At 36.1% G+C, this 17,220-nt stretch carries 16 protein-coding genes; 10 read left to right on the top strand and 6 right to left on the bottom strand.

Annotated elements, in window-relative coordinates:
* The first annotated feature begins 81 nt into the window (after positions 1 to 81).
* The 4 genes from DFR56_RS03595 to DFR56_RS03580 all read left to right on the top strand — a co-directional run bounded on the left by DFR56_RS03595 (position 82) and on the right by DFR56_RS03580 (position 4,190).
* On the top strand, positions 82 to 804 hold the full coding sequence (locus tag DFR56_RS03595; protein WP_110394068.1) for a DUF981 family protein: 723 nt from the start codon (positions 82 to 84) through the stop codon (positions 802 to 804).
* 219 nt (positions 805 to 1,023) lie between these two features.
* Positions 1,024 to 1,869 carry a VOC family protein gene (locus DFR56_RS03590; RefSeq protein ID WP_110394067.1) on the top strand — a complete coding sequence of 282 codons (846 nt, stop codon included), beginning with the start codon at positions 1,024 to 1,026 and terminating at the stop codon, positions 1,867 to 1,869.
* Positions 1,870 to 1,991: 122 nt separating this feature from the next.
* A complete protein-coding gene (locus tag DFR56_RS03585; RefSeq protein WP_110394066.1) occupies positions 1,992 to 3,689 on the top strand; it encodes a methyl-accepting chemotaxis protein in 1,698 nt (565 codons plus the stop codon).
* Between the two features lie 183 nt (positions 3,690 to 3,872).
* Positions 3,873 to 4,190, top strand: a complete 318-nt coding sequence (locus DFR56_RS03580; protein ID WP_242694465.1) for an ASCH domain-containing protein — start codon at positions 3,873 to 3,875, stop codon at positions 4,188 to 4,190.
* A gap of 333 nt (positions 4,191 to 4,523) precedes the next feature.
* On the opposite strand, the gene DFR56_RS03575 is transcribed toward DFR56_RS03580, so the two are convergent.
* Positions 4,524 to 5,204: a lysoplasmalogenase gene (locus DFR56_RS03575; RefSeq protein WP_110394065.1), complete on the bottom strand. Its 681-nt coding sequence runs from the start codon at positions 5,202 to 5,204 to the stop codon at positions 4,524 to 4,526.
* A gap of 134 nt (positions 5,205 to 5,338) precedes the next feature.
* Positions 5,339 to 5,677, bottom strand: a complete 339-nt coding sequence (locus DFR56_RS03570; protein ID WP_110394064.1) for a 2Fe-2S iron-sulfur cluster-binding protein — start codon at positions 5,675 to 5,677, stop codon at positions 5,339 to 5,341.
* A 358-nt stretch (positions 5,678 to 6,035) separates the two neighbouring features.
* Between DFR56_RS03570 and DFR56_RS03565 the strand changes: the two genes are divergently transcribed.
* Positions 6,036 to 7,217, top strand: a complete 1,182-nt coding sequence (locus tag DFR56_RS03565) for a hydroxymethylglutaryl-CoA synthase (RefSeq protein ID WP_110394063.1) — start codon at positions 6,036 to 6,038, stop codon at positions 7,215 to 7,217.
* 769 nt (positions 7,218 to 7,986) lie between these two features.
* Here DFR56_RS03565 and DFR56_RS03560 read toward each other — a convergent pair.
* Positions 7,987 to 8,520 (bottom strand): hypothetical protein, encoded by a 534-nt coding sequence (locus DFR56_RS03560; protein ID WP_110394062.1) that lies wholly within the window; start codon positions 8,518 to 8,520, stop codon positions 7,987 to 7,989.
* Between the two features lie 440 nt (positions 8,521 to 8,960).
* Between DFR56_RS03560 and DFR56_RS03555 the strand changes: the two genes are divergently transcribed.
* Together DFR56_RS03555 and DFR56_RS03550 are read left to right on the top strand one after the other, a co-directional pair.
* Complete coding sequence (locus DFR56_RS03555; RefSeq protein ID WP_110394061.1) at positions 8,961 to 9,488, top strand: EndoU domain-containing protein; 528 nt, start codon at positions 8,961 to 8,963, stop codon at positions 9,486 to 9,488.
* A 12-nt stretch (positions 9,489 to 9,500) separates the two neighbouring features.
* Positions 9,501 to 9,866: a hypothetical protein gene (locus tag DFR56_RS03550; protein ID WP_110394060.1), complete on the top strand. Its 366-nt coding sequence runs from the start codon at positions 9,501 to 9,503 to the stop codon at positions 9,864 to 9,866.
* Positions 9,867 to 10,090: 224 nt separating this feature from the next.
* Here DFR56_RS03550 and cydS read toward each other — a convergent pair whose 3' ends face one another.
* The 3 genes from cydS to DFR56_RS03540 are packed head-to-tail and all read right to left on the bottom strand — an operon-like array spanning position 10,091 to position 12,575.
* Positions 10,091 to 10,189: a cytochrome bd oxidase small subunit CydS family protein gene (gene cydS, locus DFR56_RS23935; protein ID WP_372442913.1), complete on the bottom strand. Its 99-nt coding sequence runs from the start codon at positions 10,187 to 10,189 to the stop codon at positions 10,091 to 10,093.
* A 14-nt stretch (positions 10,190 to 10,203) separates the two neighbouring features.
* Positions 10,204 to 11,226 (bottom strand): cytochrome d ubiquinol oxidase subunit II, encoded by a 1,023-nt coding sequence (locus DFR56_RS03545; RefSeq protein WP_110394313.1) that lies wholly within the window; start codon positions 11,224 to 11,226, stop codon positions 10,204 to 10,206.
* A 2-nt stretch (positions 11,227 to 11,228) separates the two neighbouring features.
* Positions 11,229 to 12,575 (bottom strand): cytochrome ubiquinol oxidase subunit I, encoded by a 1,347-nt coding sequence (locus DFR56_RS03540; protein WP_110394059.1) that lies wholly within the window; start codon positions 12,573 to 12,575, stop codon positions 11,229 to 11,231.
* A gap of 305 nt (positions 12,576 to 12,880) precedes the next feature.
* Here DFR56_RS03540 and DFR56_RS03535 point away from each other — a divergent pair, with 305 nt between their 5' ends.
* From DFR56_RS03535 to DFR56_RS03525, 3 genes are read left to right on the top strand one after another with little or no spacing between them, the layout of a single operon-like run.
* Positions 12,881 to 14,065, top strand: a complete 1,185-nt coding sequence (locus DFR56_RS03535; RefSeq protein WP_110394058.1) for an exonuclease SbcCD subunit D — start codon at positions 12,881 to 12,883, stop codon at positions 14,063 to 14,065.
* A gap of 21 nt (positions 14,066 to 14,086) precedes the next feature.
* On the top strand, positions 14,087 to 14,914 hold the full coding sequence (locus DFR56_RS03530) for an AAA family ATPase (RefSeq protein WP_211320604.1): 828 nt from the start codon (positions 14,087 to 14,089) through the stop codon (positions 14,912 to 14,914).
* A 45-nt stretch (positions 14,915 to 14,959) separates the two neighbouring features.
* Positions 14,960 to 17,182 carry an AAA family ATPase gene (locus DFR56_RS03525; protein WP_211320603.1) on the top strand — a complete coding sequence of 741 codons (2,223 nt, stop codon included), beginning with the start codon at positions 14,960 to 14,962 and terminating at the stop codon, positions 17,180 to 17,182.
* The last annotated feature ends 38 nt before the right edge of the window (positions 17,183 to 17,220 follow it).

Here is a 17,220-nt window from a genome sequence, read left to right as displayed (position 1 = left end):
TGTGGATAACTAATGTGCATATTTTTCCAGTTGAAGTAAAAAATAAAACTCGACGATAAAATAAAAAAGGTGGAATAAAAAATGGTTATTGATTGGTCTGTTACACAAGTATATAATACGATTATGTCGGTATCTACAGGTATTATCTTACTTTTAGTAGTGATGTTTATTCGGAATTTACAAAGATCCAAAATTGCTCATCTTGATGGTTGGGCGATCGGATTTGCGATCCCGGGGTTTATCTTAACGATTACGGGGATGCATATGACTCTTACTTGGCCACTTTCACAGATCGGTTTTCCATTTGACGATATTATTTTTGGGGAGCCAACATTTGCTTTTGGTGTGATTGCGTTAGGGGCATCGATCCTATTGTGGAGAAAGTCAAATCAATATATTCGAAATGAAATTGATATTCACGATACACGAGCTATTTCGGGTAAGTTAAAAGAGGAATTACCTCACGTATTAAAACCTGCCTCCTATTTTGCGGCAGCAATGGGGTATGCACTTATTTCAATTGCAATCGCAGGTGTAACATATCAATTGTTTGCCGCGCCACCAGAGGAACCAATTTCAGGAGCTTTTGCTGATTATCCGCTGATCGAAGCTATCTTTATCTCTGGGTTATACGCGATTACCGGAATTGGTGCAGCAATGCTTCCGTTTATATTACGGGAAAAACCAAATCGAAACTCGGTAAAAATAGTCACAACACTTTTCTTTATTGCAGGCTCCATATTTGTTGCTTTTGGTGTCATGAATTATTTTACTCATATCGGATTAATTGTTAATACGATGTAGAATTTCTTCGATGTTGTATGAAATGAGAACGGCTATTTTATCTGTGGGTCACTTTTTATCCTTTTCCGTGGAAATCTGTACGGTAACAACGCGTCGAGCTACTTCCTTACTATTTTACAATATATAGTTAATAATAGTAGAAGGGGCAGACACACATGGGACTCAAAATCATTTGCAGTGTTTTACGCAATATATTTCAGTAAGAAAGGGGAAGAAAATATGAGAAAGTTTCATGAAAAGCCGAATCTTTATCTAGGTCAAATTTCTATCAAGGTAACAAATATAGAAAAATCACTTGCATTTTATCAAAAAATAATCGGCTTTCAAATAATGGCACAAAATGAAAGAGAGGTAACTTTATCAGCAGATGGAGTAACACCTTTACTGACGATTGTGCAACCTAATGAAGTACATCCAAAGGAAAATCGCACGACTGGTTTATATCATTTTGCTTTGCTTCTTCCAACAAGGGCTGATTTAGCAAGTTTTTTGCGTCATGCAGTGGATAAGAAAATAACAATCGGAGCATCAGATCATCTCGTAAGTGAAGCGATATACTTGGATGATCCAGATGGAAATGGGATAGAAGTGTACTGTGATCGACCAGCTTCAGATTGGATTTGGACGAATGGGGAAGTGGAAATGACTACAAATCCCTTAGATAGCGAAAGTCTTTTTGCTGAAAATGATGCAGGATGGAATGGACTTCCAAAGAACACAACGATGGGGCATATCCACTTACATGTGGCAGATTTAGAAGAGACGGAAAATTTTTATGTTAGCGGGTTAGGTTATAAAGTAGTTAGTCATTATCCAGGGGCACTCTTTGTGTCAACAGGTGGATACCATCATCATGTAGGGTTAAATATTTGGAAGGGAACTGGTATCCCCGCTCCGGATGAAAATAGTGTTGGTCTAAATTGGTATACCATCGTTTTTGCGAATGAAGGAGTGAGAAAAGAAACAGTGAAAAATCTTAAAAATATAGGTACGCAAGTAGTTAAATATCAAGATCATTATATGACAACAGACCCGTCAGGAAACAAAATACAACTAGTTGTGTAACTGATCACGCAAGTTCACTCGGATTATTCATTTAACATATTCCAAATTATGTCGATATAGAGATATATAGGTAATTTGTCCTGTATATCTTTTTTTATTGAAATGATTGGGAGGGGATAAGCATGTTTCGCAAATTTAGATTTCGAAGTGTAAAGTATAAAATGTTGTTTGGATTTTCACTGATTATTTTTTTCATCCTCATTATTGGTGGTTATATGCTTTTTGCTGCAAAGAAAGTGAATGATGAAACGATTTATATTGTTGAAGAGCAAGTACCAGTATTAATCTCTAATCAACAAATTGCTTATACATTGGCCAATCGAATTGGACTTGCTCGCGCCTATGTGACAACAGGTGATCCTTATTATCGTGAAATGTTTGATGAGTATAGTGAGATGGCTAAACAATATGCAACCCAAATGGAAGAAGCCCTCGTATCGACTAAATTTGACCCATCAGCCGTAAACGCTACCTATGAATGGGAAGAAAGCATGGTAAATGATGTTTTTAATGAATATGACCAAGGAAACCATGCAACCGTCAATAAAAATATGAATAAATTAATCCCATTGGCAGAAGAGATGATGAAAGATTTTGAGTCTTGGGCTCTAAGTGGGGAAGGATCAATAAAAAGTTCAGGAGATGAAGTAATTGTTAGTGGTTATACAACGGTTGTCGTTGTATGTGTGATTACCATTTTAGTTGTCGTTTTAGGCACTTTCATAGCGCTTACAACTTCACGAAGTATTACCAATTCATTGGTTTCTGTCATGGAGCAGATGAAACGTATAGCAAAAGGTGATTTAAGGATTGAACCACTCGTAACCAATTCAAAAGATGAAATTGGCCAGCTTATGCAGGCGACAAATGAGATGAATCATCATAGCAGGGAATTAATTCAACAGATCCATTTTGTTTCTGAAAAAATGAATAGAGAGAGTGAAGAATTAGCAAACGCTGCAAATGAAGTGAAAGCAAGTTCAGAACAAGTTGCACATACGATGATAGACATTGCATCTGGTTCGGAATCACAAGCAAATCATATTGGCAATGTATCTCATATGATGGGAATGTTTGCTAATAAGGTTGCTGATACAACGAAAAATGGTGAACAGATTCAACAAGCATCTAATCAAGTGCTCGATTTAACGACGGAAGGTTCATCGCTAATGAAAACATCCTTTGTGCAAATGGAAATGATTGATAACATTGTCCATGAAGCTGTTGAAAAAGTGGAAGGGCTTGATGCACACTCAAAGGAAATTTCTTCACTTGTTTTAGTGATCCAAGATGTCGCAGAACAAACGAATTTATTAGCTTTAAATGCGGCGATTGAAGCAGCGCGTGCGGGTGAACATGGAAAAGGGTTTGCCGTAGTTGCTGATGAAGTACGAAAATTAGCGGAGCAAGTCTCTTTTTCTGTTACAGACATTACGAAAATTGTAGATGATATACAAAGGGAGTCAAGTAGTGTATCAACCTCATTAAAAAATGGCTATATCGATGTAGCTAAAGGAACAAATCAAATTAGAACGACAAGGGAAACATTTGATCAAATTAGTAGCGCTGTAAAAGAAATGGTTCGCCATATTTCAGGAGCATCCTCTAATTTAGCTGAAATTTTAACAAATACAGAAGAGATGAATAGTTCCATTCAAGAGGTTGCAGCGATATCAGAGGAAGCAGCTGCAGGAGTTGAACAAACTTCAGCACAATCACAGCAATCAAGTAGTGCAATGGAAGAAGTCGCCAAAAGCTCAACTGATTTAGCGAAGTTAGCTGAACAATTAGACGGTTTTGTGCGAAGGTTTACTATTTAATTACGTGGTCATTTTCGCTAGATTTATTCTTTTCTGCCACCTAGCAGTTTAATTTACTGGTGGTGCTTTGATCCATTGTACTACTTGTGTAATCGTCGTTTTTATCTACAAGTTATTTCAACTTCCGTGCATGTTAAAAATGTACACTGTATAATAAAAGCAAGTATGGGGAGGGTTTTACACATGAATGATACATTTGAATTAAAAAATTTAGTCACAAGAAAAGATGATATTAAAAAGATTAAAGCAGGCAAAAAAAGTGCTGTCCGTAGAAGCAATCGGTTTGGCGAAGTTGGCGATACTTGGGAGCTTGACGGGGAATTATTTGTTTTGGTGAATGTATATCAACAAAAACTTGGTAATGTTACAGAAGAAAATGCTAAACAAGAAGGTTACCCTAATTTAGATGAATATATAAATGGGATCACATCGATCCACGAAGGGTCTGTTTGGGATCCCGAATACAAAGTTTGGGTTCATGAATTTAAGGCAAAAAACTAAACGCTTTTTTATCGTAAAAGTGTTTCGTTTCCTTTATGAAGGATTTTAATTTTAATATACATTGGCTACTTCTTTTAAGGAGAATATATTTTCGAAGCTGGGACAAAAGTGTTTTTGCCAAAGAAAAATCCGGACAATGGTAGTTGATATAACCCGTACTGGAAAGATACTTCGTGCATCCAAGGGAGGCTAGTGAGCCTCCGATGTACAGGACGTGACGGTTTCTAGCGGACCCTGATGTCTACGTATATTTCCTCCGTTAAGGTAATGCATTGTTCGTTTTAGTGATGTCCTAGCTTTTTCTTCCTTATTACGCAGAATTTTCATTAATAATTAAGCAAATCTATTGATAAATTCAGATTCCTGTTTTGTATCCTTTTTTTTGACTACAATTGTCTTTAAACTATGAGCAATCAAAAATTGTGCGCCATAATAAGTGATCATAATGAAAGGGCCTGCGAAGTTTACTGACTCGATAAACTTATTCCAAGCTAAAATGGAGTCGGAAAGGACAAAGAGCAAGCTGCCAGCAATGACCCAAATATTTTGCGTCATGAATGCACATAATGCCATAAGCAAAATGGCGGTAATATAAAAAATGACAGGCAAAATCAACGTTTCCTGTCCAGATTGATGTAGGTTCTTAACCATCTTGTTCGCGAAAAAAATCCCATAAGCTACGAGTGGTATAATAACCGAAAATCGAATCAAGGAAAATGTAAACTTGGTTACAAATCCAGCGATATAAAAGAGATGACCAATTAAAAATGCAGATAACCCAACTACAAACCAGTGTAGTGTCCCATCTCCAATCGAACAGAAAAATAGTCCAATGAGTAGGAGCCAATGAGTTACAGTTTTTTCTGCTGGGCATTGTTTATACGCATAAAAGATAATTAGAGCCATCGGAATGAGTTTAAAAAGTAATTTTATACTAAAAGGTTCCGCTGGTATGATGAAAATATAAAGAAAGCCTGTCAGTAAGATGGACAATGGTAAATACAATGTTTTCATATTAAAACCCCCTTTCGTATATTATTCGGCGAAAGAAGGATTGATTCCTTTTATTTGGAGAAAAGCTTTATGTAGGTGATATAAAAGGATTCTTGTTCAACTTCCGAAAAAGCTTTCCACTTTGTTTTTACTATTCATTTTTCCTGTTGTTTCAATAATTCCCGAATTCTTGCTTTAAACGGATCTTCTGGCATTTTCACTTCCACTTTTCCATACACTTTTGTTTGACAACTTAGCCGAAAACCATTTTTAATGTTTTCTTCCCCGAGCCGCATTTCTTCGATTGGAAGCGGGGGAGAAATGTTTGCCTGATCCTTGATTTCTACTTTGCATGTCGTACAGGATGCTTTTCCTCCACATTTATGCTTTAGTGCAACTCTACCTTGTTTTGCCGCTCGTAATATAGTATGTCCGTTATGTATCTTCACTTCAGTCCTTTTATTTTCTTCTTGGTTAAACAACACTACTGCCATATGAATTCTCCTATCAATAGATTAAACATTTTCATTATCATACCATATTATCCACGGTAGTTCTTTTTCTTGTAAATAGTATAAAACTGACTAACTACATAGGTGCAACTTTTGTGCTCTCCATAAAAAACTCTGCGATAAGCCGAGTTTTCTAATAAAATGTTTAAGACTATTTGATTTTGATCTTTACTACAGTGAAAAAAGCTCCGATTTCCATTCTGTTTTTTGTTTCATCATAAATTCCGTTATAATACTTTTCTTTATTCTACTGATATGAGAAAATAATACATATGTTTTGCGCAGGTTGTGCAATACATCACAATGATTTTTAGATGAAATGTAAAGGAGAATTACTGCATTGAAAATAGGAATTGATAAAATAGGGTTTTATACACCGCATTTATATGTAGACATGAATGAATTAGCTGTCGCAAGAGATGTGGAACCAGAAAAATTTACGATCGGGATTGGACAAGACGAAATGGCAATTGCTCCAATCACACAAGATCCAGTAACACTTGCGGCGAATGCTGCTTTAAATATTTTAGACGAGGAAGATGTAAGTAAGATTGATTTTGTTATGTTTGGAACTGAAACAGGGATCGATCATTCCAAATCTGCGGGTGTTTATGTCCATCATTTACTAGGACTTAATCCGAGTGCGCGTACGATAGAATTGAAACAAGCTTGTTACGGAGCGACTGCAGCAATTCAACTTGCAAAGGGACATATTGCATTAAATCCTGAAAGTAAAGTGTTAGTACTAGCATCCGATATTGCTAGATATGGCTTACAAACACCAGGTGAAGTGACACAAGGAGCAGGAGCTGTTGCTTTAATTATTAGTGCTGATCCTAAAATAATGGTGTTGGAAAATGAACAAGCATATGTAACAAAAGATATAATGGATTTTTGGCGTCCGACCTATTCGGATATCGCTTTTGTAGATGGAAAATTTTCAAATGATCAGTATCTAGCATTTTTTAATACTGTTTGGGCGCAATATAAAGAAAAAGCAAATAAAAATATAGAAGATTTTGCTGCCATTTGTTATCATCTTCCCTATACAAAAATGGGGCTAAAGGCATTGCGAACTATTTTGGAAGAGGGCGAAGAAAGGACCCAGGAGCGTCTTCAAGAAAACTTCCAATTAAGTACTAAATATAGCCGAAAAGTGGGGAATATTTATACGGCCTCTCTTTATTTAGGATTATTATCTTTACTTGAAATGAATGAAAACTTACAAGCAGGCGAGCGAATCGGATTGTTTAGTTATGGATCTGGTGCGGTTGGCGAATTTTTTAGTGGTGTTCTACAGCCAAACTATCGTGACTATTTAATCGTGGAAAAACATCAAGAGCTTTTTGCCAATAGAAAAAGAGTAACTGTTGCTGAGTATGAAGAGATTTTCACAGAAAGTTTACCGACGGATGGTTCAACAGTCGAATTTGAAACTGTAAATGATCCTGCTGCTATTTGTTTAACAGGAATTACGGAGCATATGCGCCAGTATTTAAACAAAAGTGAACACTCAGAATAGAAGAAACGAAAACGCCCAGAGAAAAAAATCTGGGTGTTTTTGCTTGAAGCTTCTAATTTATTTTGTTGAATGCTGTACTATCGTCGTTTCGTCATTATTCCTAAAAATGCGAAAGGTCTAACTAGGGTTTACTGAATAAATAGAAATCCCATCTATATCGATAGTTTATACCCGTTTTTCTCGATATAAAGTGCAATATTTTTGACTTTTTCACCAAAAAACCTTTGCATATGCAATGAACTACTCTAGTTGTCTGGAGCGAAAGTGACTGACTCCAGCGGGAAAAGCAACAGATGAACGCAGACTAAGAACGCCACGTCCTTATATCTTCGTCTGCGCTAGTACATCCTGTACGTCGGAAGACCTCGCAGGAAGTGGTTTTCTTCCGAGGCAGGTTAAGTACGCGACGTCCTGGGACTGGGACTGCGCTAAATGCTAGTCCCATCGAAAAGAGTTTGCACTTTTGTTCGTCCCATCGAAAAGCTTTGTCGCAACATCTGGGACTGCGATTACTCGTCCCACCGTAAAGATTTGCACTAGCACGTCCTGCGACTGCGATTACTCGTCGCAATAAACATTGTGCGTCGGAGGGCTGAAGCCGTGCCCGCTAAAAAGCATGTCACATTTCGCGGAAGACAACGGTAAGATGAAACGCAATTTAATTGTTCAGCAGACCCTAACTACTAGTCACGATACAGCCTGATCATGACGGGAAACACGTGTCATTTAAATGGATTAGGCAGTATGAAAACAACTACATTGAGTTGAGTTAATCATACCCTCCACTAGCTTCTGGAAGGTCTTTGTATTCGTCTTTACTTTTTACAATTCGAAAAATGTCATTTCGTAATTCCATTAATTGTTTAGCATCATAGGTTAATTCGCAATTTTTTTCTGTATAGTAATGTCTGATACTTTCACCGTTCAATGAAATAATCCATTCGTCTTCTTCGTGTGGTTCCTGCATACAATTTGTATCAGCAGTTAGATTTTTATTTTCCATTATATTTAGCGCTTTCATTTTTCCATAAATTTCTTCCATTTCTTCATTAGAAAGAGTAAGATCTGTAGTTACCGTTCCATCTTCTATTAAATCCTTTGTCACTGTATGATCAAATGTATTAATTTCATTGTTTTTATAAATGCCGAATTTGACTGAAAAATGGAAGTCATCTGGCATATTGTCAGGCATTTCGATTTGTGTACGTTGTTTCGTTAAGTCAACTTCGTCTGAGGTGACATCGGCTCTACATCCAAAAAGAAGAAACAAAATGGCGATAAAGAAAATAAATACTCGTTTCATCATACTCCCCCCACTTGTTAAAGGTTATTTCTTTCATTTTAAAAATAGCTCCTCTTATGGTACCATAAATATTTCAAGATAAGTGATAAAGAATGATAGAATAATAAGCGAAGGAGGAGATTCTCACGATAAAAACGATTGTTAAAAAATGAAACGTACACAATTTGCTAATTTGCACTAACCTAAAATCCAAATTGTTTTACTGAACGAAATCAATTTGATACAAAGTTGACGAAAGAAAGTGATGATATGATTTTTGCTTTTTTCTATAGATGGAAGAATGAAAAGCTGTCATCCAGCAAGTCATAAAAACTTTGATTCAAATAGAGAAACAACAAGCTGGATTGAAACAAATATTGGTAAATGATGTTAAGAGTTACGATCTTTATTGTAGCAATAATTAATTTTTGACTAAATATTTATAACATAAGGTGAATAAGATGTTTATTAAACGATCAACTATATTTTTGCTTACTTTTACTTTATTCATGTTATTCGGTTGTGATTTAGAGGAAGGGATCGAAAATGAATCAACAGTTATTGAGATAAATGAGGTTACTGCAATAACTGATTTGGAACATACGGAATATTTTCGAAATCTGGCGTTAGAACATATTTTGGAAGGGGAAATAAATAAAAAAGGGGCTGCGGTTGGATTTCATTATGATCGATTGCCTACCAAAAAGGGGGAGGTAATCGAGGGAACAGAAACAAAACCAAATGAATTAGGCGTGTATGAAGCTGAAGTTGTTGTGAATCATGTGGAAAAAACATCGAACGGTGGTAAGTCTACCTTTTTTCCAAAAGATTGGGATACCCAGCAAGTGGTGGATGCTATTAATGAGGCATATGAATCAAAGGAATTTATTTCAGGTAATACATATGAAGGGTTAACAAAAGAAGGTATGGTTATTCGAATGTATGTAGATGAGCAGGAAAAAATCATATCTGCCTTTCCGATTTATTAAGGAGTGTGAAACTTGTATCAATTTAGAGAAGTAGTATTGAAAAATGGTTTTCAGGAAAGAAAAGTGTTGGCAATCGATTTTGATGATCCGAAACTGGCAATTGTTAGTGAATTTTTGATGGCGGATGCAAATCTTTTAGGTGGTAAAATAATAGAAGAAATTGATCAAGTGTTGTTAGGAGAAGAAGAATATATCGAATCAAGCGGCAATCGATGTGTATTAAAGATTAAAGCGGATGAAACGATGATTACTGATTTATTTGAGGATATGGAAGATGTTAATAGCCTCGATTCCTATCATATCGATACGAAGGAACTAAGGGAGTTAATTTTGATGTGGTTGGAAAAATTAGAGGAATTTCGAAAAGAAAATTGGTAATAGGAAGTTTTCAAGTGAATGAACAAAAAGCTGACCAAATGGTTCGGCTTTTTTCATTAAGCGCGTCCATGAAGTCGGTAATTGCTTCGTGGTAAAAGTTCAACCTAAGTAGGGGGCCCAGAAAGTATCCAGTAAGAAGCGGAAAAGGGGGGAAAAGAAAGAGTACTACCATTTCCTTTTACACGTTGTTCAAGAAGTACGATAAATATCGATAAAGGGATAGTCTATTTCACAGATTTATCCCGCGGTGCAACTAGGAACACAGCAACAACAGCGATCAGTAACACAATAAAAGGTGCAATAAATATAATAAAGCTTGTCATGTCACGTTTCCTTTCTAATAATAGTCTGAGTTACCTTTAACATATCCTTTATTAAACAGAAATAATCGGAGTAAAAGATATAAAGATGGAATTAACAAGCCTAAACCTAAAATAAAGGCAATAATAAGCGAGATAGCCATCGCTTCATTCGTAAAGCTATCGTACAACGTTAAAAATGGATAAAGAAGATACGGATAATGTGAAATGCCATAGCCGTAAAAAGCAAGTGCATATTGAGCGATTAATGAAATAAAAGCAAATCCATAATTTCTTTTCGCCCAAAGTAATAAAACCGTACCAACAAAAAATAAAAGTGACAGGGCAAACATCCACCATAGATGCATAAGGCGGTTAAAATGTTCATCATTATGAAATTTTAATTGATATATAATACTACTAGCTGTAATAATGGATGGAAGCGACCAAATTAATGCATATTTCCTCATTACATTTGTGGCGAGTGTATCCTTTGCTTTATGTGCATACCAAGTTAAAAAAACGGCGGAAATATAGAGAACAGCGGTGATACTTAAAAGAAAAATACTCCATGTTAACGGACTAATAAATAGAATAAAATAATTTAACACAGGCTTCCCACGGTCAAGATGTACGAAACCGCCCTCCGAGATTGTGAGAACGATTGACAAGGAAGCAGGTAATAATAAACCCGACAACCCATACATAAACGAATATCCTTTATGTCCTCTTGCACCATATGTTTCAAAAGCATAGTATGAACCACGGATAGCAAGTAACAGTAAAGCTATACTAACTGGAACAAGTAAAACGGTTCCGTAATAAAAAGCAGTTTTAGGAAAAAAACCAATAATTCCGACGAAAAAGAAAACGAGAAAAACATTCGTCACTTCCCATACAGGCGATAAATATCGTTGAATAATTTTAGTTAAAACATGTTCTTTATCTGTAAGTAAATTGTAAGCGTTAAAAAATCCAGCTCCATAGTCAATAGAACCAATGATTAAATAACCGAATAAAAAGGTCCAAAGTACCGTTATTCCTACAATTTCAATATCTATATTCATGTTCGCTCCTCCTCTTTGTTATTATTTCGGTCGCTTAATTCTTTTTCCACGGGGTTTTTTCTAAACATTCTTCTTAAGACGACGACAGAGCCAATAGCTAAAACAATGTATAAACATGCAAATAATAGGAGCATAAGATCGACTTGATCACTTGATGTCGCCGCTTCAGCTGTTCGCATCAAGCCCCGAAGAACCCACGGTTGCCTACCAACTTCTGCTAACCACCAACCCGTTTCAATCGCAATGATAGACAATGGCCCTCCTAATACGATAAGTCGCTTAAACCAACTGCCTGTTACGAACTTCCAGTCACGTTTTATTCCAAGCCAGAAAATAAAAGATAAAATCGTCAACCACATTCCGATCGCAACCATAATATTAAATAAATAATGGATATAAAGCGGAGGAATTTCGTCTTCCGGGAATTGGTCAAGACCGGTTACTTCCGCATATGGATTGTTATAAGCTAGAATACTTAATGCATAAGGAATAGAAATACCGTAGCGAGGTTCCCCTTCTTGAAGTACCCCAAATAAAATTAGCGGTGCTTTTTCTGTCGTTTCAAAATGCCATTCTGCAGCAGCGAGTTTTTCTGGTTGATATTCTGCCAAATATTTTCCTGAAAAATCGCCAATCAATGCAGTAGCAATAGAAAAAATAAGTCCAACCTTCATCGTTAAATATAGTGCTTTTTTATGATACAAATGATTAGACCCCCGCAATAACCGAAAAGCTGCTATGGATGCAAGAATAAATGCCGATGTCATAAACGCGGATGAGACAACATGGGCAACTTTAGTTGGCATTGCAGGATTAAACATCGCAACAATTGGATTCACATTTACAAGCTCACCATTAACAAGTTCAAACCCTTGTGGGGCATTCATAAAAGCGTTGACCATCGTAATAAATACCGCAGAAAAAGCAGCACCAAGAGCAACTGGGACGAGTAATAGTAAATGTTTTCGTTGATTGCGAAATCGATCCCACGTATATAAATATATCCCGAGAAATATTGCTTCGAAAAAGAAAGCGAATGTTTCCATAAAAAGTGGAAGCGCAATGACATTTCCGGCAAGCTCCATAAAATTAGGCCATAGTAAAGTCAGCTGTAGTCCAATTGCTGTCCCTGTTACGACCCCAACTGCTACTGTTATAACAAACCCGCGTGTCCAACGTCTGGCAAGTAAAATATAATGTTCATCCTTTTTTTTAATCCCTACCCATTGTGCGATCATTATCATCAGTGGTACGCCAACACCGATCGTTGCGTAAATAATATGAAAAGAGAGGGTAAGCTCTGTTAAAATTCGACTATAAAATAGTGCATCTTCATTGCCCAAGTGATTTTTCTCTCCCTTTTTAATGGATCGTTCGACTAACAAGTGAAATAAGCATGATCAGTGCAACAATCAAAGTAAGTACAATTAAATTTCGTTCATGTTTTTTATACATGGATAACACCTCACAATAGTTTTTGTCATTTTTGGTAAACCATGCATAAATGAATATGTAACTTTCAAAATGCTGCTACAAAAAAGATGATGCCTTACACGATCTACTCGATTAATAGGAAGAAGGGAGAAAGACATGGTAAAATAGAAGCAGAAGATTTTATTTGAAAACTAGGAAAGAAAGGATGGATAAAATGAAAATCTTTCATACAGCAGACTGGCATTTAGGGAAATTAGTTCAAGGTGTTTATATGACAGAGGATCAAGCATATGTATTAGAGCAGTTTATTGAAGCGGTGAAAGAAGAAAAACCTGATGCAGTGATCATTGCAGGAGATTTATACGACCGGGCAGTTCCTCCAACAGACGCAGTACAACTTTTAAATAGAGTACTAGATGAAATTGTTTTAACATTAAACACTCCTGTACTTGCAGTAGCTGGAAATCATGACAGTCCAAGTCGGCTCCATTTTGGAAGTAACATCATGACCAAAAAAGGATTTCATATTGTCGGTCATTTTGAAACAGATAGTCCGCCAGTCGTTTTGCATGATGAATATGGTGAAGTTCATTTTCATCTAATTCCTTATTGTGATCCTAGCGTTATTCGACATACATTCCAAGATGATTCTATCAAAACACATGATGATGCAGCAGAACAGATTACTCGCCATTTAAAACAAAAAATGGACAAACATGCTCGTCATGTTTATGTTGGACATGCTTTTGTCACTCCATACGGTGAAAAAGAGGATAATACGAGTGAGTCTGAGCGACCGCTGTCAATTGGTGGAGCTGAACATGTAAATGCCCTTCATTTTGAAGCCTTTCATTATACAGCACTTGGTCATCTTCACCAGGCACATAAAGTAAAACATGATACGATTCGGTATAGTGGGTCACCTTTAAAATATTCCATTTCAGAAGAACATCATCATAAAGGCTTCTATATCGTTGAATTAGATAGAGAAGGGAAAACAACAATTGAAAAGCGGACACTTACACCGCGACGAGATGTTAGAACTGTAACGTCTAAAATAGATGATCTACTTAATATGCCGATCAACGAGGATTATGTGTTTGTAAAATTAATAGATGAGACACCAGTATTATCACCGATGGAAAAAGTACGATCCGTTTTTCCCAATGCGATGCATGTGGAACGAAAATATGATGGGTTGATCCAGTCAGTAGAGGGTGCAAGCGACAAGCAGCGGCACGAATTAACCGATATCGAGTTATTTCAAGCATTTTATAAAGAGGTAAAAGGATTTGAAGCATCTGAAGAAACGGAAAAGATTTTCATCGAAGTTCTTGATGAATGGTTAAAGGTTGAAAATGAAACGATGGAGCGAATGGAAGAAGTAGTAACAAATTAATGGAAAAGGATGGTGGTAAAATTGAAACCATTACAATTAAGTATGACAGCTTTCGGACCGTATAAAGATAAAGAAATAATTGATTTTACGAAGCTACATGACCACCATTTATTTGTCATTTCTGGTGCAACAGGAGCTGGTAAAACAACGATTTTTGATGCGATTTGTTTTGCTCTTTACGGAACGGCAAGTGGTTCAGATCGTGAAAATACTGTCATGCTACGAAGTCATTTTGCCGATGATCAAATTCATACGGCCGTTGAATTACTATTTCAATTAAAGGGACGAGTGTATCGTGTACTCAGACAGCTGGGGCATGTAAAAAAAGGAAATAAAACCCGGACTGGGGAACGATATGAATTTTTTGAACAATTAGCTGATGGCACAGAGATTCCATCTGTTGATAGACAAATCGTCTCTGAAATAAATGAACAAATAGAACGTATTATCGGATTAACACAAGACCAATTTAAACAAATTGTGATGTTGCCACAAGGTGAATTTCGTAAATTATTAACATCGGAAACAGAAAATAAAGAGGCTATTTTAAGAAGATTATTTAAGACAGAACGATACAAACAAATGAATACACTATTAAAAGAAAAGAAGGAAACGGTTCATAAGCGCTTTCTTCATGAACAACAAATGCTTGATCATTATATGAACAGTATTCATGCAACACTTGAAAGGCGAGAGGATTCCACTCTTTTTACTTTATTAGATAATGAGTTTTACAATGTAGAACAAATCATTACTAGTTTAGATGAAGAAATTTTTCATTTAAAGAAACATATAACAGTAGCAAATAAAGAGTATACGGAAAGCTTAAACAAATACGAACAAAAGTAAACATATTACCACCAAACAGTGGAAATCAATAAGCAATTTGTTTCATTGGACGAGAAAAAGAAAGAAGTAGAAATTTTACAAAATAAAAGGATCGAATTTTTACGAAAAGAACAACAAGTTGCAGCAGCTAAACGTGCAGATCAATTGGAGCCATACGAACAGCAAGTAAGAGATCGTCGAAAGGAGTGTCTAGAAAAAGAAAATACGTTCAACCAAGCGATACATGAATTAGAGGCAGCTGAAAAAGTAGTCGAGAAAACAAAAAAAGCATACATAGAAGAAGAAAGAAAAGAAGAGGAACGAAAAAAGCTGACAATCGATGTCGAGCGTTTTAAAGAGTTTTTGCCATCGGTTCGTGAAATGGATGAAACGAAACAAAAACTAGAAACATTACAACAATCGATAACAAAGTTGACAAATGACATATCGAACGCAAATTCAACGCTAAAAAGAAAAGAATCAGAAATAGACAGCTTGAAAAAAGGATTATCTAAAAAAGAAAGTCGTATGAATGACCGTGCAAAGAAGCAAGATCAAGTTCATAACTTACGCGAAAAGTATCGAGTATTCCATGAGTATACGAAACTAAGAAAAAACCAATGGTATATCCAAAAGGAGTTAGAACAGAAGGAAAGCATATACAAGCGAGCAGAGAAGCGGTATAAACAATATGAAACAATCTGGTTTCAAAATCAAGCAGCTGTTTTAGCAAGTCATCTACATGATGGGGATCATTGTCCAGTTTGTGGTAGCATTAGTCACCCGAAAAAAGCGCTGATCGATAAAGATCAAGTAACGAAGGAAGAGCTAGATAAAGTAAAAGTGGATCAAAGTGAAAAGCACCAAGCATACCAAGCAATATTGGCCGATTTCCGTCTATGTACTTCCAAGTTAAAGGAACAATCACAACAGGTGGCTACGTATGAAGTTGCTTTAGAACATGTCGATACGGAAATGGAAAACACCATCCAAGAAGGACAAAAGCTATCAGAAGAAGTAGTTGCTTTAGACAAGCTAGCCGAAGAAATTGAAAAAGAGAAGCAATCGATTGAAAGGTTAGAACGTGAAGTAAAACAAGCTAGAGAAGAAAAAGAGCAATTTGAAGCATCTTTGTCTAAACAACAAACTGAATTTACAACAATTCATGCGACCTTTAACGAACGCGTACGCAATATCCCGGAAAACATTCAAGATTTGCAGCAATTACAATTGAAAATCACGGAAACGGAAACATTAAAAAACAAATTAGACAAGCAGTGGAAAGAAATTCAAGCACAACTCCAACAAGCTGATAAAACATATACGACTGCACAGGTGAATGTTGCACATGCAAAGATCGAACTCGAGAAAATCAAAACGATTGTGCAACAAGTCGAAGCTTTATTTAAGGAACGGTTAAAAGAAGCCCAATTTTTAGATGAACAAATGTATAAGCAGGCAAAATTATCTGTCCATGAACGTGAAAGGTTGCAAAAAGAAATAGAATTATATAAACAGCAAATTGCTACATTACAAAAGCAAATAGAAGAGCTATCCGTACAATTACAAGGAAAAGAACAAGTCGATATAAGCGTTATCGAAGAGCAATTAAAAAAATTAAAACAGTTATATGAAACAGCATTTGAACGATTAAATAGGGCAAAAAATAATGCTGAAAAAGCAATGGATATAAAGAAAAATATTTTGACTGTGCAATCCGAGGTAGCAGCATTGGAAAAGGAAGTGGCAACAGTAACAGATCTTTTTGATGTGCTGCGGGGACAAAATATGAAACGAATATCGTTTGAACGGTTTTTACAAATTGATTATTTGGACCAAATAATCGCAGCGGCAAATGAACGTTTTAAATCACTAACAAATGGCCAGTTTTATTTAATTCGAAGTGATCGCCAGGAAACACATGGGCGGCAAAGTGGGCTTGCTATTGATGTGTATGATGCTTATACTGGACAAAATCGTGATGTGAAAACATTATCTGGTGGAGAAAAGTTTATTGCATCTCTATGTCTAGCACTTGGAATGTCTGATGTCATTCAAAGTTTCCAGGGGAATATTTCCGTGGAGACGATGTTTATCGATGAAGGATTTGGTTCACTTGACGAAGAGTCACTTCAAAAGTCAATCGATGCACTTATTAGCTTGCAACAAACAGGTCGAATGATTGGTGTCATTTCTCATGTGGATGAGTTAAAAACTGTTTTTCCAGCAATGCTTGAAGTGAAAAAGTTGAAAGAAGGATATAGTAAAACGAAATTTATCTTGAAATAAGAGCGATTCATAAAGAATCGAGGAAAAATCATTTGAAT

Source organism: Pseudogracilibacillus auburnensis (assembly GCF_003201975.1).
In the GTDB taxonomy this organism is placed as follows: Bacteria; Bacillota; Bacilli; order Bacillales; family Amphibacillaceae; genus Pseudogracilibacillus; species Pseudogracilibacillus auburnensis.
The sequence above is the reverse complement of the archived record's forward strand: the minus strand, read 5'-3'. Positions and strand labels throughout refer to the sequence as shown.